We start from the raw sequence: 17,070 nt of genomic DNA, 5'->3' as shown, positions 1-17,070 counted from the left end.
TTTCTTGATAGTTGACCTTCATAAAATATCCCTTATTTTTCTGGCATTGTAGCACTTATTTGGCAAAATGGTATTACCCAAGTCTGAATGTCCTGAAAGAGTTTTTATCAATTTTTTGTCCGGCAGGCTCCAAATTTTGATGGTTCCATCGTTACTTCCACTGACCATAAGTTTTCCGTTCTGGCTGATGGTTACCAAATTAACTGACTCTGAGTGTTCTGTAAGGGTTTTGCTCAATTCCCCAGTATGCAGATTCCAGACTTTGATGGTATTATCCTTACTCCCACTGACAATAATTTCCCTATCCGGGCTAATAGCAACGGAATTAACTGAGCCTGAATGCCCTGTAAGAGTTCTTATCACTTCTCCACTATACAGGCTCCAGACTTTGATGGTTTTGTCCCTACTGCCACTGACAATAGTTTGTCTGTATGAGCAGATAGCAACGGAATTAACTGAGCCTGAATGTCCTGCAATAGTTTTTATCAATTGTCCGGTATGCAGGTTCCAAATTTTAATGGTTTTGTCGTTACTTCCACTGAGAATAATTTGCCCATCCAAGGTTATGGTGGCGGAATTAACTGAGCCTGAATGTCCTGCAAGAGTTCTTATCAATTTCCTGCTATGCAGGTTCAAAACTTTGATAGTGCAGTCTTTACTCCCACTGACAACAGTTTGCCCGTCGGCGCTAATAGCTAAAGAATTAACCGATGTTGAAAGTCCTTCTAGGGTTGTGCTAAATTCTTTAGTATGCAGATTCCAAATTCCAAGCTTCTTGCGACCCCCACAGATAAGAGTTTGCCCATCCGGGCTGACGGTGACGGAATTAACCGATGTTAAATATCCTTCAATAGTTCTTATCAATTCCCCGCTATGCAGATTCCAGACTTTGATTGTATAGTAACTCCCACTGACAAGAGTTTGCCCATCCGGGCTGATGGCAAGGGAACAAGCCGAAACCAAGCCTGAATGTTTTGCAATAGTTCTTATCAATTCCCCGCTATGCAGATTCCAGACTTTGATAGTACGGTCTCCACTCCCACTGACAAGAGTTTGCCCATCCGGGCTGATGGCAAGGGAATAAACCGAGACCAAGCCTGAATGTTTTGCAAGAGTTCTTATCAATTCCCCGCTATGCAGATTCCAGAGTTTGATTGTACTGTTACTCCCACTGACAAGAGTTTGCCCATCCGGGCTGATGGCAAGGGAATAAACCGAGACTGAATGTCCTGCAAGAGTTCTTATCAATTCCCCACTATGCAGATTCCAGACTTTGATGGTGCCATCGTAACTCCCACTGACAAAAGTTTGCCCATCCGGGCTGATGGCAACGGAAGTAACTGAGGCTGAATGTTCTGCAAGAGTTCTTATCAATTCCCCGCTATGTAGATTCCAGACTTTGATGGTACCGTCCTGATTACCACTGACAAGACTTTGCGCGTCTGGGCTGATGGCAACAGAGTTAACAAAGGATGAATGTCCTGTAAGAGTTCTCATCAATTCTCCGGTATGTGGATTCCAGATTTTGATGGTTCCGTCCCAACTGCCACTGACAAGAATTTGCCCATCCGGGCTGAGGGAAATGGAAGTAACTAAGTTTGAATGTTCTGCAAGAGTTCTTATCAATTCCCCGGTATGCAAATTCCAAACTTTGATGGTTTTATCGTTACTCCCACTGACAAGAGTTTGTTTGTCCGGGCCGATCGCAACGGAATCAATTGATCCTAAATGCCAGCCAAAAGTGTACGAGAGTCCTCCAATCCTCCACGGCTTGTATTCTTTTAAAATCTTTTTTACTCTCGGTTCCGATCTATCTCGGAGCAACAAATATGCAGCTTTTTCTACTTGCTCCGATTCATCCTCCCAAGCACGAATTACCAAATCTAAACCAGATTCTCCATACTTAAGCGCTTCGGAAACAGCGGCAATTTTTTGCTCGATAATCGCACTCGCCAAGCGCCTCTTTACACCTTTGATACCTCCCAAAATAGCCGCGTTAGTTGGCATTGGGGCCTCACCACCGAGAACGGCATCGTATTCTGTAGGCCGATTGGGATTTTGTGTCATAGCACTTTTACCTGTTGATTATACAAATTTTGATTAAACTTAATTATTATTGAAGCTTTTAGCGATCGTTCAACGATAATTTTTAACCAATTTAACAAATCGCGGTATGCCGACCTTTTTACAGGCAGCCTCGTTATTCTAAAAGCTGCACCTTATCGGGAAACTTCGTCCCTAGGAAGCGATCGCACCTAATCACTTTAACTTCCTCTGGCATTGTATCAATTACCATTAGGCTCGTCCTTGCTTGTTCCCGTCTTGCAGTTGGCTAGCGGTTTGCACGGGCAGAGTGTCCCAAGGCCTGCAGATGCGATCGATCGCCGCGCCCCGCTGCACATAATGTTGTAGCATATCGCGAATTTCCTGCTCCATCGAAACTCCCTTTTGTTCCGCAAGCCCTTTGATGCGATCGACCAATCGATCGGGCACATTGCGAATCGTAATTGTTGCCATATTGCCTCTAGTATCGAAAGGAATACTCATCATTATGCTAGCAAAGTGCTGTCATTGCCTTCCTGTTTGTTGCCAATTGCTGCGTTAAATTAGATAAAGCCAACCTCAATTTTTTTGAAAGCTATGGGATACTTGATTGCTGCGATCGTCATCGGAATGCTAATTTGGGCTGCGCTTGAGATTGTGCAAACAGTCCGCAATTGGGAGCCGAATCAATCCGAGTTTAACAAAAAGATGCAAGCCCAAATGGGCCAGTACGAGGCGAAGGGTTTTGTAGCTGACAGCGCGATCGACTCTGGGGCGAAAACAGTCTCACACGCACTCCACGCCAGCCACTGCGCCGCCGAATCTGCGACTTGCGAAGCTGCTCCAAGTGCGATCGGTCATCTGGTAGAAGGCTTGTTGCACGTGCTACACCATTAATATCGTGTCTGCTAGCGTAATATCAAATCTGTTAGCATCGGCATTATTGATATCTCTATTCTCTGCATCTGCGTGAATCAGCGTCAATCCCTTGTCATCTGCGGTCCGACAAATTCTCTTTTTTTAACCGCAGATGAGGGCAGATAAACACAGATTAACGCAGATAAATTATATCGATTCCGGTTGCAACATCGGTGATTGTTGACTGTTGACTGGATTTTACTATTGGGATTATTAGTTTTTGGCGTAGATGGTTGGTAAAACGCGCCCCTACCATCGCGCAAATTATACAATAAATAACCTGTTCAACACGATATAACCACACAAAATGAATGGAAAAGGCTATTTAAAACTTTCCATTCATTCTCAATTTTTACGCTTTCGGCTCAACCCAAACCGTCACCCCTTCAACCCTCAAACCTTTGCCGCGAGTGCCGCAATATTGACCGTTAGCAGTAACAGGAGTATCGCCTACATTCTGGATGTGAGCCGTATAAAATACGTCATACTTATCAGCTTGCGGCCCTGTCAGCCGCGCGGCAAATCCCTCTATGCGCTTAGCTTGGCCCCGGAAACCGGCCAACTCGCCTTCCGAGATCCAAGCAGTATCGCCAACTCCTTCAACGTGAGCCATGTACTGCAAATTTAAACCGGGAACGGGAGGCTCTATTTGAATTTGAAATCCTTCGACGCGGCGGCCTTGAGCTTTAGTGCCTGCATATTCTCGATCGCTAAAAGTTCGATCGCCAATTCCTTGAATGTGCGCCAACACTTTTAAACTCACAGGCGCCACTGTTTGGGAACTCGCAGACTGCGCGATCCAAACTTTGATACCCTCTATTCTCAAAGCTTTGCCGCGAGTGCCGCAATATTCGCCGTTGGAGGACACGTCGGTGTCGCCGATATTCTGAATGTGAGCGCTATAAAATACGTCGTATTTATCAGCTTGCGGCCCGCTCAACCGCACCGCAAATCCTTCAATTCGTTTCGCTTGACCCCGAAAACCCGCCAATTCTCCTTCGCTGAGCCAAGGAGTGTCGCCAACACCTTCGACGTGAGCCATGTACTCGACATTTAAGCCGGGAATTGGCGGATCGATATTAATTTGAAATCCTTCGACGCGCAGCCCCCGCCCCTTAGTACCCGCGTATTCTTGAGAACCGAAAGTTCGATCGCCAATTCCCTGAATGTGCACCAAAACTTTGATTCCCAAAGCGCCGTCTACTGCCACTGCTTGTTGAATGTCCCGAGGTGCCCCAAAGACAATGTTCCCCGAACCCGTTTTCGGGAGGGACTTAGGTACTTCCACGCTGGGAACAATAATCACCTCGTGCATGGGGGCCGAAGGTGCGGGGGATTCCAAAATCTGGATCTGTGGCGCTACTGCAATTTGTTTCGGCGCCACATTTCCCGACGGGATGATAATCACTTCCGGCAAGGGTTCGGCGCTGATTTTTTGTTGGGGCGCTGCTTTCGATCCGGGTTCGACTTTAGCAGGTGCTGCTTTTACCATCTCAGCAATGGTTAATTTGCCTCGGGAAATGGCGACGGCTAATTGTTTGCCAAAAGCGGCGCTGACTGTTTCTTCGAGGATTACCCACTGTTGGTCGTCTAATTTGTCTTGCTGTTCCACCAAGGCCAGCACTGCTGCAACTGGGTGTTTGCCACTGACTAAGGATTCTGCGTCGGAATGCAGTTGAGTTGGGGTTGAAGAGGAAATCGCGCGGTGCAGTTCGCGGGCTTTGGCCTGAACTGATTGTAAGGGGGCGAAGTCGCTTTGAGAGCGGTGGGCGATCGCCAATACTCGATCGATCACTTTCAAAGCGGAGGCGCGAATGGATGCTTTACCTTCGGAAGCTGCTGCTGTCTCGACTAAGTTTTGAATGTCTTTGAGGGAAGTAATTTCCCCTGGGGCGATGGCCGAGTTGTTTGCGTCGATAGCTTGTTTTTGCACAGTCGCAAAGTTGCGGCTGTAGGCTGCGACTTCTTGCAGCAAGCTGTCGGAGGGAGGAAGGCCCGAGTCTTGCAGTTGTTTTGCTGCCATTGACAGGCGATCGCCCAAATTACCATAAGTTTCCGATAGTCTGGCTATTTGTTGTAACAAATCTTTATGAGCTAGTTCCATATGTCTTGCCGTAAATATTTAACTTGCTGATTATAGACGCTGAGCGTCTTCTGAAGGTATAAGGCAGTAGTCATCAGTCATTGGTCATTAGTCAGATCTTCCCTGAAGATTTTCCCACTCTGTCGCGCGAGGGCGCGAGGGCTGGGACACTCGGACACTCGCCCACTCGGACCCTCGGACACTCGCCCACTCGGACACTCGGACACTCCCATCCCCCCCGTGATAGCCATCACAGCTTTGTAAACATTTCGTCACACTCGGAGACTCCGGCTGTCACCCCTGCCCCCTAAAAATGTCACACAAATCGAGCAATAGTCGTCACTGCAAGTACAGTTAAAACGTTCGATACTGAGGCGTCAAACAATAAAGCGCAGAAATATTATGGTACGGATTCGCGACCTCGCCCAACAAGCTCTCGCTCTAGGCTATCTAACTATTGAAGCAGAAAATCAACTGCGGCGGATGTTAACTACCACCAAGTATGAGTTGGAAGACTTAAATGCTTTTATGGCTTTGCAACTAGCAGCTATGTCCGGTTTGGTGAAACAAGAGTCTCGCGAGCTGAAACAATTTGAAATCTTTGGCGAGAGGGGCTCGGAAACTTCCTGTTAGTAATTAGTTGGCTTTTGATCTGTTCAAATTAGTAAGGGGACATTTCGATGGTGCAGATTCGTGAAGTTGTAAAACAAGCTATTGCCGCTGGATATCTTAGTTTGGAAGCCGAACATGAAATGCAGCAGATTTTTTCCTCAGCTAAGTGTGATTTGGAAGATTTGAATGCTTTTATGAGCTTGCAGTTAGCTGCGATGGCGGGTCGCGTGAGGCAAGAGTCTTTGGAATCGATAAAAATGTCAAATCTTCATGAAAAAAATTAATCAGCTTTCTTCTGTCATCAGGCTAGATAAATATTAATTTGTAGCTCAAAAAAAAGGCTCTTAGGAGAATTTAATTGGGCTAATTTCTATCCTCCACTAATTCATTTCAAAAAATTCGCTATTTGGGTTCGCTCGGTATTGAGCCAAATCCACTCAAATTAAAATAAATATTTAAGTCTCTACTGAGGACTTTAGTCCTCAAAGGCAAGGCTTGGATAGCCCGAGCTGTCAAGGTTTAGTCAACGTGTTTGCGTCGTAACCGTCGAGCATTATTCTTGAGATGTTATTTATTATTAATTGTCTATCCCATGAAGAAAATTTATCGATCGCCCGAAGCAGAGATTTCAAGTGTTTGAGCCACTTTTTCACCACTTTGACCAATCGAGATTGGATGAGGACTAACAATTTACAGCGTATTCCCGCTTTATGAAGTAGGGACAACCAGCGGGCTCCGTGAACCCGTTGTTGTCAATACAGGACTCTTAGAAAGCGTACAGCAACTCATTCGAGAAAACGGGAGTGCAATTAAAGCTATGGTTGCAAACCTCGCCCAATCTACAGTACGCTAATTATTAACAAGCCTGGGCTTTACCGCCTGAGCAATCGATGCTGTGAAATTGACGGCTTTTCGGTTATGATAGGCTTTCACATCAAAGGTACAGGCTTTCGGGGCTGCATGAACTAGGTGCTGGGCAAAAAAGACGCCACTCTAATGGGCGGTACTATGTGCGGACAAACTCCTGAAGAACTGGATGCTTTTTACTCGAATTTACACTAATAAGGAGGTTTTAGGAAAATGGCTAAGTATGTTTATATTTTGACGTGGTGCGATCGCCTTGAGAACTTGTATGGAACCACGCTGGTTTTCAAAACATTGCGAGTGGGTTTTCCGACTGCTGAAATTCATGTCGTGGATAACGCTAGCTTACCTGCTGTTCGACCTGTACTGAGACAGTATGCACAGGAATGCAATGCTAACTTTACTCAACTCGAACAAGGAATAGCTCATGACCAATTTATCCAGCAGATCTTGAACGAACAACTTGAGGGTTCCGCAATTTTTGTCGATCCAGATATATGTTTTTGGGAGAATGTAGAAGGATGGAGTTTTGAACAACTTATGGCAGGGCGACTAATTCCCAAGTATGCCTGCGAGTATACTGGTTGCATTACGCATCTTCGACTGCATACTTCTTTCTTGTGGATATCCAATGTGTGCGTTTTGCGCGAGCAGTTAAAAAATCTGCGTTCTCAGTACTTTGAGTTCGAGCCTTTCCGTCCAGTGATGTTTAAAGCAGAGGGCATTTGGCAACGTTTTGATACTGGCGGAACTCTGTACGCTGCCCTATCAGAGCAAATGTATGCCTTTACAGAAAAAGAACTCCAAGCTTATGACCATCTCTTTTGCGGAACTCACTTCCAAAGGGTTGCCTCAAAACTCAATCCTTACTATGCCTTCATGCTTATAGGACTACACAAAGCGGTTCAGCAGGATCACACCAAACTAAAGGATGCTTGGAAAATGCAAGATGATTACTTTAACTCTCTAGCAGTTTGAGAATTAGTGCTAAGCCGATGGTTAAAAAGTTAAACTATTTTTACTCGATTCCTCCTAGTTTTCTTAAAAAAGGGGAATTCGGCTCAAACTTCCTTTTTTAAAAGAGATTTAGAGAGATTTCAGCAGAACTTACATAGATGCACGATAGGTAGGCTGCCTTGCAAAACAGCCTACTCTATAAAGTGCGTTTAACGGCTTCTTTTACCTCAGTCCGGCTCCTCTAACCTTAACGAGAAATTTAGAAAAAAATGTCTAAGTTTGAAAACCGCGCATCCCCACGCACAACACCAGCTACACCATCTGCCGAGCCATCAACTGGGCGAACAGCCCCTCCTGAGAAGCCAGTTCCTCAAAACTGCCCTGCTGCACGAGCCGACCGGCTTTGAGTACATAGATGCGGTGAGCATTGCGGATTGTACTCAGCCGATGGGCAATCACTATCCGGGTAACTTGCTGCTTATCTAAACTTTCACTAACAATTGCCTGGGTTCTGTTATCTAGAGCGCTGGTAGCCTCATCAAATAGCAAAATGCGGGGTTTCAATGCCAGAGCACGAGCAATGAGCAGCCGCTGCCGTTGTCCCCCAGAGATATTGCCACCGCCTTCACTAATCACAGTATGCATTTTCATTGGCATGGCTGCGATCTCATCAGCTAACCCAGCCATACGAGCGGCTTCCCAGGCTTCATCCTGTGTAATCTGAGCACCGCAAGCGATATTCTCGAAAATGGAAGTTGATATAAGCCGACCATTTGGTAAGACGACGCCCATCTGTCTGCGTAGTGCCTCAACATCTAAGCTAGACAGGTCTTGACCATCGTAGTAAATCGCACCAGCCTCGGGAATTTCAAACCCCAGTAGTAATCGGAAGATGGTCGATTTACCACTTCCAGAGGCTCCTACAAGTGCAATAAACTCCCCAGGCTCCGCATAAATACTTACGTCATCCAGGGTCAGCGGTCCATCACTCCGGTAGCGGAAGGTAACATGCTCCACAACAATTCTGCCTATGAGCTTGCCAGGATTCGCTTTACTTAGATCTACTTCCGGTAGGGTTCTCAGAATTGGCTGGGTGCGTTTCCACTCAGGGATTACTTGCATAGCTTCAGTAGCTGTATTGCTCAGGTCTGTGGCTCCTCTAATAAAATTGCCAAAGGCTGTGTTGAAAGCCAGGAAAGTGCCAAGAGATAGTCCGGTAGCTCCTGAAGTCTGAGTCTGATCGAACAGGCTAATAGTAAACCAGAAGAGTACTCCAGAAGTCAGCGTGGGCATCACTGTATTGAACAGCGCAACACCATCTTCAACTTGCTGCTTACTGAGTTCGAGCTTAACTTGCTGACTGTAGTTTTTACTCCAAAAGGCGAAGGCACGCTCCTCAGCACCAGCAACACGCAATTTGGAAATCCCATTGACTAACTGCACCGTCTGTCCAAAGATATTTCCCCGTACTTCCAGTAGCGGACGAACCTTTCCGAGGACAAGTACACCAAAGACTGTGGTGACTGCGATCGCGACTATTGCGACACCAACAGCAACTAGGGCTAATTTGACGTTGTAGTAAAACAACTGCCCCAAGTAAAACAGTGCGAAGAGGCTGGTAATGAGATTTATCAGAGTCTTGCCACTGAGTTGGCGACGGATTGTACTAATTGATGATACGCGGGATTGAAGGTCACCTGTTGTGTACTTCCGGAAAAAGGATATCGGCAGCTTCAGCAGCCGATCCCATACTGCAGCCTGAGTAGAAGCGTCCCCAGCCGTTTCTATCCGCAGCATAGCGAACCCCTGAGCTAGTTGAAATAGCGCCGCCCCCAAGGCAGCAACCAACAGCCCCAATCCAACTTGCAGCAATAGCCCCCTGTCGCTATCTGGAATCGCGTTGTCAATTATAATCGCAGTAGCTTGGGGGGTGAGCATTCCTAGAAGTGTGACAGCAATGCCAGTAAATAAAATGACAAGCAAGTCCCTCGCACGTCCTTTGAGTGCGAACCGGAGTAGACCCAAAGCTGTGAGGGCTTTATCGGGTAAAGAGCGATAAAATGTGTAGGCAACTGGAACCAGTGTCGAGGCTCTATGCTCATCTACAGGAACGCGGGTTTGCTCGACAGGGTCAAAGATTTCATAGCGAGTCGCAGAAACTGGCAGCAGCGCTACTGGTTGGTTGTCCTGCTGCGTGTAGGCGACTAGGGGACCACAATCCTTTTCCCACCAGTTGTCCCGTAACAGAACCTGCCGCATTCGGATGCGTGAAGCTCGTACAATTGCCTCTAAGGGCTCCTTTACCCGCTTGAGGTCTTCTGACCTAGCCGGGGGTTGGATTTTCACCCCCATAACCCTTCCCACCGCACCAGCAGCGACCAACAAAGGCGAGCCTTCTAGGATAAAGTCCTCGTCTTGGGAATTCAGGCTCGATGCTAGTTCCCCTAGAGCCTCGGCTGTGACTTGATGATTGAGACGTTGGCGATCGCGCAACCGCTGCTGTTCTTCCTCTGCTTCCTGCCGATCTAAAAGGTCAATGCACCGCATGAGTTGAGTATGAAGCTGGGACAACCCCCCAAACAGAATATCTAGGTTCCGGAAATCGGTTGTGGTTTCCGTGACAAGCTGAACTTCCTCCACGGCTTCTAGCCACATTCTGTCACTGAGGGGAAAAGTTCCTACTGCGGTTGTCAGAGTCAGTTCTTCAAACCCCATCCAACGGACAGTCCCTTGCTGAATCTGGACCCAACAAATAACACCTGATTCAGGCTGGAAAGTCTGACCATTGCTCAGAGAAAATTGTGCCCCTCCCTCAGCCCTCACCTGAATCGCTGGCGTTGCAATATCAGAGAGTACTGTACCGAGTTGCCCAAGCCAACCTTCTACCCAGGCGATCGCTCTAGCATCGACCTTGGCTACTAACTCGCCGAAACATTCCTGATTAACCTGGAATACTTCTGTCTCCCCGATCGGCACTGCCAAAATTTGGCGGTCTTCATTAAAATCGTTGACACATATGCCAAAAAATGCATTTCCCTCGCTAATACTGAAGAGATAACGGCGAGTCCCCTCTATAACACTATCTTTAACCGTGACGGCAAACAACGCCATAGAGCCAGACTGAACCAACCAAACCTTCTGCGGGTCATCCAGCAGTATCGGCTCATTGCCCTTAACTCGGTACAGTTGACCTTGTAAGTCTTTAAAATTAGCTTGATTAACCATCTCTATGCTTCCTGGAGTGCTTCACCTTCAGTGCTGATCAACTGCGAGTACACACCTTCCACTTGCCACAATTCTTGGTGGGTGCCTCGTTGTACCACCTTTCCTCGTTCCAGGACGATGATTTCATCACAGTCCCGAATCGTGCTTAATCGGTGTGCCACAATTAAGCAGGCACATCCCCGTCGCCGCAGATTCTCGTCAATTATTTTTTCCGTCTCCGCATCCAGGGCGCTGGTGGCTTCATCCATGATGAGTATGGAGGGGTTGTTCACCAAGGCTCGGGCTATTTCCAGCCTTTGTCGCTGACCCCCACTCAAATTGGCCGCACCTTCTATCAGCTCTGCATCATATCCCCCAGACATCGAGACAATCACATCGTTAATCGCCGCATCCTGGCAAGCTTGCATCAGGTTTTTATCCGGTACTGTGGCATCCCATAGAGTTAAATTTTCCCTGACGGTTCCGCCAAACAGCAGAATATCTTGCTCCACCATGGCGATGGAGTTAGTGAGTACCTGATGCGGAATCTGGTCCGTGGGTTGACCATCAAAACGAATTTGTCCCACCCACGGTTCATAAAGTCCGCTTACCACTTTGGCAATGGTGGACTTGCCACAACCGCTCCTACCTACCAAGGCTACTCGTTCTCCGGGTTTAATGGAAAGGTTAAAGTTTTCAATCAGGGGAGGCTCTTGGCGGCTATAGCCAAATGTGACGTTTCGCAACTCGACATATCCTTGCAGACGTGAAGAGGCAAATTCAATTGTTCCATTCTGCTCCTTCTGAATTCTGCCTTCTACTTGCGGATCGATCGGGTTTCGCAATACGTCATCCAAGCGAATCAAATTGCCCTCCAGTTCTTGAAGGGTACTACCGAAACTGACGAGATTGTTGACAGGCTGCTGGAAGCTCTGCATCATACCTTGAAAGCCTACAAGCATGCCGATGCTGAGATGCCCATCCATCACCCGCAAACCGCCCACAGCTAACAAGAGCATAGACGAAAGGGCGGACAAAAGCGCGGGTAATACTGAGAAGGTCTGGTTCGTAACCTGCAGTTCCTGCTGAGAATTGATAGCCTTGGTGTAGTAACCTGACCACCGGGAAAAGAACTCCGACTCTAACCCAGATGCCTTAATAGTTTCTATATTTTGGAGAGCGGCAATGGACACGCCCGCAGCTTTGCCATAGTCTTGTATCAATCGCTGATTAGCGTCTACTCGCTGACGGGAGATTAACTGCAAGGTTAAGATATTCACGACACCAAAGCTGACCACAATCAACGTCAGTACCCAGTCATACTGGAGCATGACTACGGCGTAAAAAAACACCATGACCGCATCAATCGAGGTAGTCACCAAGCGCCCCGATAGGACATCAGCGACTTGGTCGTTGAGACTGGCGCGATTGCTGATTTCTCCAGCAAATCGTTGGGCGTAATAACTAACAGGTAGGCGCAGGATGTGCCAGAGAAAGCGGCTGGACATCCCTACAGCCAGCTTGATCTTCATACGGCGCAGGTAACGCAATCGCAGTAGCGTCAGCCACCCCTGGAGTACCGCTGTAATCGCCATTCCCAGGAGCAGAGGACGCAGCCACTGTTCCCGTTGCTGCACTAGGATTTCGTCTACAAATACCTGGCTGAACACGGGTACCGCCAGCCCGACAAGGGCCAAGAAAAATCCTGCAATTACGCAGTAAATCAAGGCACCAGTAGTGCCCTGTAGCCGTTCCCACAACGATAGAATCAGGCTAGGCTTGCGACCCCCTTTCTTGAACTCCAAGCTGGGTTCCAGGACCAGCACCACTCCGGTATACCCCTCGTCAAATTCCTGTAAGGAAACAGTTCGAGGCCCACTGGCTGGGTCATTGAGATAAACCCGCTGTTTGCGAAATCCCTCCACGACCAGGAAATGGTTGAAGTTCCAGAAGACAATATAGGGAGGGCGCAAGTCTTGCAGTTGCTCCAGTCCCTTCTTATAACCTTTCCCCTCAAGTCCATAGGCTCTGGCAGCTTTCACGATGTTGGAAGCCTTGCTGCCATCGCGGGAAACTCCGCACTCTCGACGAAGTTCTAGCAGGGGTACAATCTGACCGTAGTAACCCAAAATAATTCCTAAGGCAGCGGCACCACATTCTACTGCTTCCATTTGGAGGAGTGTGGGGGTTTTTACCTGCCGCCCACTTTGGCTTTTGAGCAGTTTTTTTAGCTGCTGCAAAGGCTTAATTAGTGCCACTAATAAAGGATTAGTTGATTCCACTGGCAGACCTCAGTATAGGGAAAACATACGAGATGGGAGCCCGTTCTTCCACCTTGACTCGAACAACAGTGGTAGTTCCTGAAGAGATTTTCAAGTTCGGTCCCCTGGAAGAAGACCACTTGTAGCCGGTAAAACTAGTGGGATCCAGCCCTAGGTCAGTTTCTACTTGTATTAGTCCCTTCTCCTTGTCAGACACCAGACCTTCTACTACTTCTGGGTTGCCCACGATAGTAGCGGCTGCTTCCTTTGTGACTGGAAATGATGAGACAGTCGTGACGCTGCCCAGGATGCCGCCGAAGCGTTCCCGCTTGACGGTATTGGGCGTAATTTGGAGCTTCATACCCGGTTGAATTTTCTTACCGTCCCCAACCGGAAAATAAGTTATACCAACCAGCTTGCTGGATGCATTCTCCTCCTCTATATTCCCCAAGCGGGTTCCCGCATCGACGACTTGGCCAGGCGTAACAGTGATTTCGAGAATGCGTCCGCTGTGTTGACTGATAATCTGGCTGGTATTGCCTAGGTCCAGTTCCAGCTTGCCAATCTCTCGCTTAACTTCTTGAATCTCTTTTTTCCGTGCAGTTAAAGTTTCTAAATCTTGTTGAGCCTGGGTAGCTTGTTTGCTGTCCAGTTCTTTCAATTGAGATTGGAGCTCGGAGATTGTACTGAGGTTTTCACGATAAGCCTTTTCTTGTTCAGCTTCTTTAACATCTAGTTGCTTTAACTGGGCTTGGATGTCAGCAATTTTTTCGAGGTTTTCCAGGTATTCCTGTTTTGCCTTCAGCGCATCATCACTTGTAATCGCTCCTTCTTTCTCGAAAAGCTGTCTGCGGATTTCCATTCTCTGCTTGAAAAGGCCAGTCAAAGCTTGGGTTTTCTGGAGGCGATCCTGCAAGCCTTGGCGTTCCTGCCCAATAGAGACATTGCCTTTGGCTTTAAGGACAGGCGTCACGACTTGAAGTTCGCGAATGCGTTGCTGAAGGTACTTGCGCTGCTGTTGCATCGACTGTTTATCCTCTTCGAGCCGTATACCTTGGAGCGAACCGGCTGCTTGGTTTTGTGAGTTTAGTTCCACCAGTTTTGCCCGCTGCTGTTGCAGTTGCTTTTGAAGTTCAGCTTGGTTCATCGTTCCCAGTACCTGACCTTTTTTGACGACATCCCCAACTTTGACATTTAGAGCCATTAACTGCCCTGAGCTTGTCGATTGCAGCGGTACAACTTTGCGCGGATAAATTAGTACCCCTTTACCCTCTACGGTAATGGGAATGCGGCCATAAACACTCCAGATCCCAGCTATCACTACTAAAAAACCCAAAGACGTTAGAGTTAGCCAGCTTTTGGGACTGACTACCTGCATTAGTTGGTCTAGTCTTTCAGGAGAAGATAAACGCTCGATTGATTCTTTTCGGAATAGACCGCGCTTTTGATTTAACATCTACTATTACGCTCGTGTTACTAAATTAATTTAATAATTGGGCTACTGGCAACGGATTTCTTATCCTTATTATTTGGATTTTGAGTTATGGCTAGCTATTGAGACGGTTCCTATTTCAATAATTTAAAAGTACCTTTGGTTTCGCCAATAGAAGCCAAATAAGGAGCCCACCGATGTTTTACAAAGTTCACCATAGACTCATGAGCTACTGGAACAGTCCAAATTACGTTGGAAATCTTTGCTTGCAATTGAAGTTTAGCAGCTTCAGCATATAGGGAAATAATCCGCCCCATTTTCTGCAAATCCTTCCTCACAAAACTACAGGTGTAGCGGATGGTGTCTGGGGAAAGGCGATGGTTAATCATCCATCCTACTACCTGCCCTTGATAACGTAAACCTAAGCTAGTTATGGGTTCCAAATCCTTTTCGTATTGGAAGGGAATTAGGTCTTCAGGAATCCAGGGCTGAGTTTCCTGCTGCTGTTGGATTGCTTGTCGCTCTTCTTGAGTGATTTCCAGCCAAGGGAATATACTGTATGAGGAAGGAATTTGACTGTATCTCTTCATCCAAGGTGCTTCTATTATTGTCTCTACTTGGCCTTTGCATATCAGCATCCGGGGGTGGGGATATGTCCAGTTGCATTTCTGGAGCAGGCGTTCTAGAGCAGGCGTTGTGGACTTTCCGGTGATGTAGGACAGCTTAGCTTTTGTACATCCTCTCTGGGATAGCTCTTCTTCTAAACGGGTAAGTAGAGCTGTTCCGATTCCAGCACAACGCTGTGCGGGTTCAACAAATATGGAGAGAACCTCGGCAAAGCTATCATCCTCCCGAATTCCAGCGAGGGCTAAACCAACGGGTTGCTCTAGGTAAGAAGCCGCGAGCGCAATAACAGACTTTTGTGAATCTATACTCCGTAGCACATACCGGAAGGCCGGGAAGGTGAATTTCTCATACTTGACTGCTGTTGAGTCATTCAAAACATTGAGTGTATACATTTTCTGCGTGTATTAAATAAATGTGGATTCACTAATACGCTAATAGAAGCAGTAAATCACTTAGTTGAGGCAACTTTGAAAGTTAGCCTTTTTGAAGTCAATCAGCCAAACTATTCTGGGATGGTAGCTGCGATTCCAAGCTTCATGCTCAACATTATCATCACAAATCAAGCACTCGCCTTCCGTCCAGTTCTTCGTTTGACTACCCACTCGGATGCCACAACCATTGGGAACAATTAAACCCAAATGACAACGGAGTACAAGTTTTGAGTATCCCTCATGAGGGACAATATGAGTTTCTGGTGCTAGGGAAGAAAAGGCTGCTGTGGTTATTCCAGGAATAGACTCTACTAACTTCGTTGTTTCTGGACACAAGCTGCAGTTATCCTCTACTTTCTTCCCAAAAGCATACAAACCAAAAACATTCCAGCCGTGGTTATAATGAAACTTTTCTGACCAAAGCATAAAGTTTTTTGGTTGCAGCCGGGTTAACTCTTCTTTAATAACTAGCCAGTTTGACTCTAGACTCTCTGTAAATTAAAAACCAGTAGTCTCGTAAAACATTTCTCTTTCCTAACCTGACCTTGAGCTGAAAACTCATCAAGTCCAATCATTAGTTTGCAGTTAAGGTAATGAGTAAATTACTTGGTGAAAATTACCAATAAACAAATTACCCATTACCCGATGCTATTTTCGCCAGGCTATACTAGAGCTCTTCACCCGTTATATTGGCAGGAGCAGTAAAAGGTTGACCCTAGCAAAGGGAATTCGTCCAACAATCCTTACTTATGATACAAATCGTGGTTAGGGCTCCCGGGCAGGGTTTCCCCCCAGCTACGGCTTCCAGCTCCTCGTTGCTGAGTTCGGCATTTTCCTCCTGACTCTTCTGATTTAGAAAAGCGTCAACATCCTTAACACTGAAGGTGTAGCCATTTTCTTGACCTAGCTGCACTGCTAGTTCATTAAAGCTTTCCCTGTCTTTAGCTGCCCCTAGCTGCTCTTGCAGTTGTTGATTAGTTTGTACAAAGGTGTAGAACTGTTCTAAGTTACTCATGATTTTTTAAGCCTCGTAAAGATTTTATTTTCCTAACAGCACAGAATCTAAAAAATCTAATTCGATATAGTCTTTTTTGTGTTCTCTGCTGAACTCCTAGCTTATATTAGTCAGGATTGTTTTATTAATCCATTACATATTTGTTGATATTAATCACATATCTGTTGATCTTTTTAGGAGCAGGACTTACGGAACTGTCACAGTAAGCGCCAGCTTAACTTACGCCGGGCTGATGGGTATGAACCAGTATTTAAGCTGCTAAATTAGGTAGAGCAAGAGGAATCCAGGCTTGAGTTGGTAGACAGTTTGCCCAGTTGTATAGGCTAAGTCTTTCAGCCGTAACCCAACCAGCATGGCGCAGCTAATGTGATTTCTCTGAATCTGTGCATTGCGACAATGGCAAGATTCCACGCCAGTTATACCAATTCTCTGTAAAGATGCGCTTAATAAATAAGTAGAGACAGTTTCAAGTGCCAAGGGCAATCACTCAAAACTGGGAAAGCGATCGCTTTCGGAGCCAAGCAATCCACGAAAACAGGGAAAGCGATCGCTTTTCGAGCCAGGGTAACCGCTGGCCGTCTAGGTGTGAGCGCCAGGATCTTAGCGATTTTCAATAGCTGAGC

General features: G+C 46.7%; 12 protein-coding genes and 2 pseudogenes. 4 read left to right on the top strand and 10 right to left on the bottom strand.

Annotated elements, in window-relative coordinates; genetic code table 11:
• Positions 1-18 precede the first annotated feature (18 nt).
• Together QUB56_RS21025 and QUB56_RS21020 are read right to left on the bottom strand one after the other, a co-directional pair.
• On the bottom strand, positions 19-2,067 hold the full coding sequence (locus tag QUB56_RS21025) for a WD40 repeat domain-containing protein (RefSeq protein WP_332957819.1): 2,049 nt from the start codon (positions 2,065-2,067) through the stop codon (positions 19-21).
• 228 nt (positions 2,068-2,295) lie between these two features.
• A complete protein-coding gene (locus QUB56_RS21020; RefSeq protein WP_332957818.1) occupies positions 2,296-2,550 on the bottom strand; it encodes a FitA-like ribbon-helix-helix domain-containing protein in 255 nt (84 codons plus the stop codon).
• A gap of 90 nt (positions 2,551-2,640) precedes the next feature.
• Between QUB56_RS21020 and QUB56_RS21015 the strand changes: the two genes are divergently transcribed.
• The gene (locus tag QUB56_RS21015; RefSeq protein ID WP_332957817.1) at positions 2,641-2,940 is read left to right on the top strand and encodes a hypothetical protein; all 300 of its coding nucleotides are present in this window, start codon (positions 2,641-2,643) and stop codon (positions 2,938-2,940) included.
• A gap of 373 nt (positions 2,941-3,313) precedes the next feature.
• Here QUB56_RS21015 and QUB56_RS21010 read toward each other — a convergent pair whose 3' ends face one another.
• The gene (locus QUB56_RS21010) at positions 3,314-5,065 is read right to left on the bottom strand and encodes a hypothetical protein (RefSeq protein WP_332957816.1); all 1,752 of its coding nucleotides are present in this window, start codon (positions 5,063-5,065) and stop codon (positions 3,314-3,316) included.
• A gap of 381 nt (positions 5,066-5,446) precedes the next feature.
• On the opposite strand from QUB56_RS21010, the gene QUB56_RS21005 reads away from it, so the two are divergent.
• From QUB56_RS21005 to QUB56_RS20995, 3 genes are all read left to right on the top strand, one after another.
• Positions 5,447-5,677, top strand: a complete 231-nt coding sequence (locus QUB56_RS21005; RefSeq protein WP_332957815.1) for a hypothetical protein — start codon at positions 5,447-5,449, stop codon at positions 5,675-5,677.
• Between the two features lie 47 nt (positions 5,678-5,724).
• Entirely contained in the window at positions 5,725-5,940 is a 216-nt protein-coding gene (locus QUB56_RS21000) for a hypothetical protein (protein ID WP_332957814.1), read from the top strand.
• A gap of 796 nt (positions 5,941-6,736) precedes the next feature.
• Positions 6,737-7,498, top strand: a complete 762-nt coding sequence (locus QUB56_RS20995; RefSeq protein ID WP_332957813.1) for a hypothetical protein — start codon at positions 6,737-6,739, stop codon at positions 7,496-7,498.
• Between the two features lie 291 nt (positions 7,499-7,789).
• Here the strand turns inward: QUB56_RS20995 and QUB56_RS20990 are convergent, their stop codons facing one another.
• The 7 genes and pseudogenes from QUB56_RS20990 to QUB56_RS20960 all read right to left on the bottom strand — a co-directional run.
• Positions 7,790-10,702, bottom strand: coding sequence for an NHLP bacteriocin export ABC transporter permease/ATPase subunit (locus tag QUB56_RS20990; protein WP_332957812.1), 2,913 nt, complete (start codon positions 10,700-10,702; stop codon positions 7,790-7,792).
• Between the two features lie 2 nt (positions 10,703-10,704).
• Complete coding sequence (locus QUB56_RS20985; RefSeq protein WP_332957810.1) at positions 10,705-12,963, bottom strand: NHLP family bacteriocin export ABC transporter peptidase/permease/ATPase subunit; 2,259 nt, start codon at positions 12,961-12,963, stop codon at positions 10,705-10,707.
• Positions 12,950-14,398, bottom strand: a complete 1,449-nt coding sequence (locus QUB56_RS20980; RefSeq protein WP_332957808.1) for an NHLP bacteriocin system secretion protein — start codon at positions 14,396-14,398, stop codon at positions 12,950-12,952. The genes QUB56_RS20985 and QUB56_RS20980 overlap by 14 nt, the downstream gene beginning before the upstream one ends.
• Positions 14,399-14,508: 110 nt before the next feature.
• Complete coding sequence (locus tag QUB56_RS20975) at positions 14,509-15,393, bottom strand: GNAT family N-acetyltransferase (RefSeq protein WP_332957806.1); 885 nt, start codon at positions 15,391-15,393, stop codon at positions 14,509-14,511.
• 60 nt (positions 15,394-15,453) lie between these two features.
• A pseudogene (locus QUB56_RS20970) lies at positions 15,454-15,903 on the bottom strand (aspartyl/asparaginyl beta-hydroxylase domain-containing protein); the annotation flags it as partial.
• Positions 15,904-16,147: 244 nt separating this feature from the next.
• Positions 16,148-16,447: a Nif11-like leader peptide family RiPP precursor gene (locus QUB56_RS20965; protein ID WP_332957804.1), complete on the bottom strand. Its 300-nt coding sequence runs from the start codon at positions 16,445-16,447 to the stop codon at positions 16,148-16,150.
• 258 nt (positions 16,448-16,705) lie between these two features.
• Positions 16,706-16,867: pseudogene (locus QUB56_RS20960) on the bottom strand (IS701-like element ISPlag1 family transposase); the annotation flags it as partial.
• Positions 16,868-17,070 lie beyond the last annotated feature (203 nt).

The organism is Microcoleus sp. AR_TQ3_B6, assembly GCF_036702785.1.
Taxonomy (GTDB): domain Bacteria; phylum Cyanobacteriota; class Cyanobacteriia; order Cyanobacteriales; family Microcoleaceae; genus Microcoleus.
This window is presented reverse-complemented; position numbering and strand designations above follow the sequence as displayed.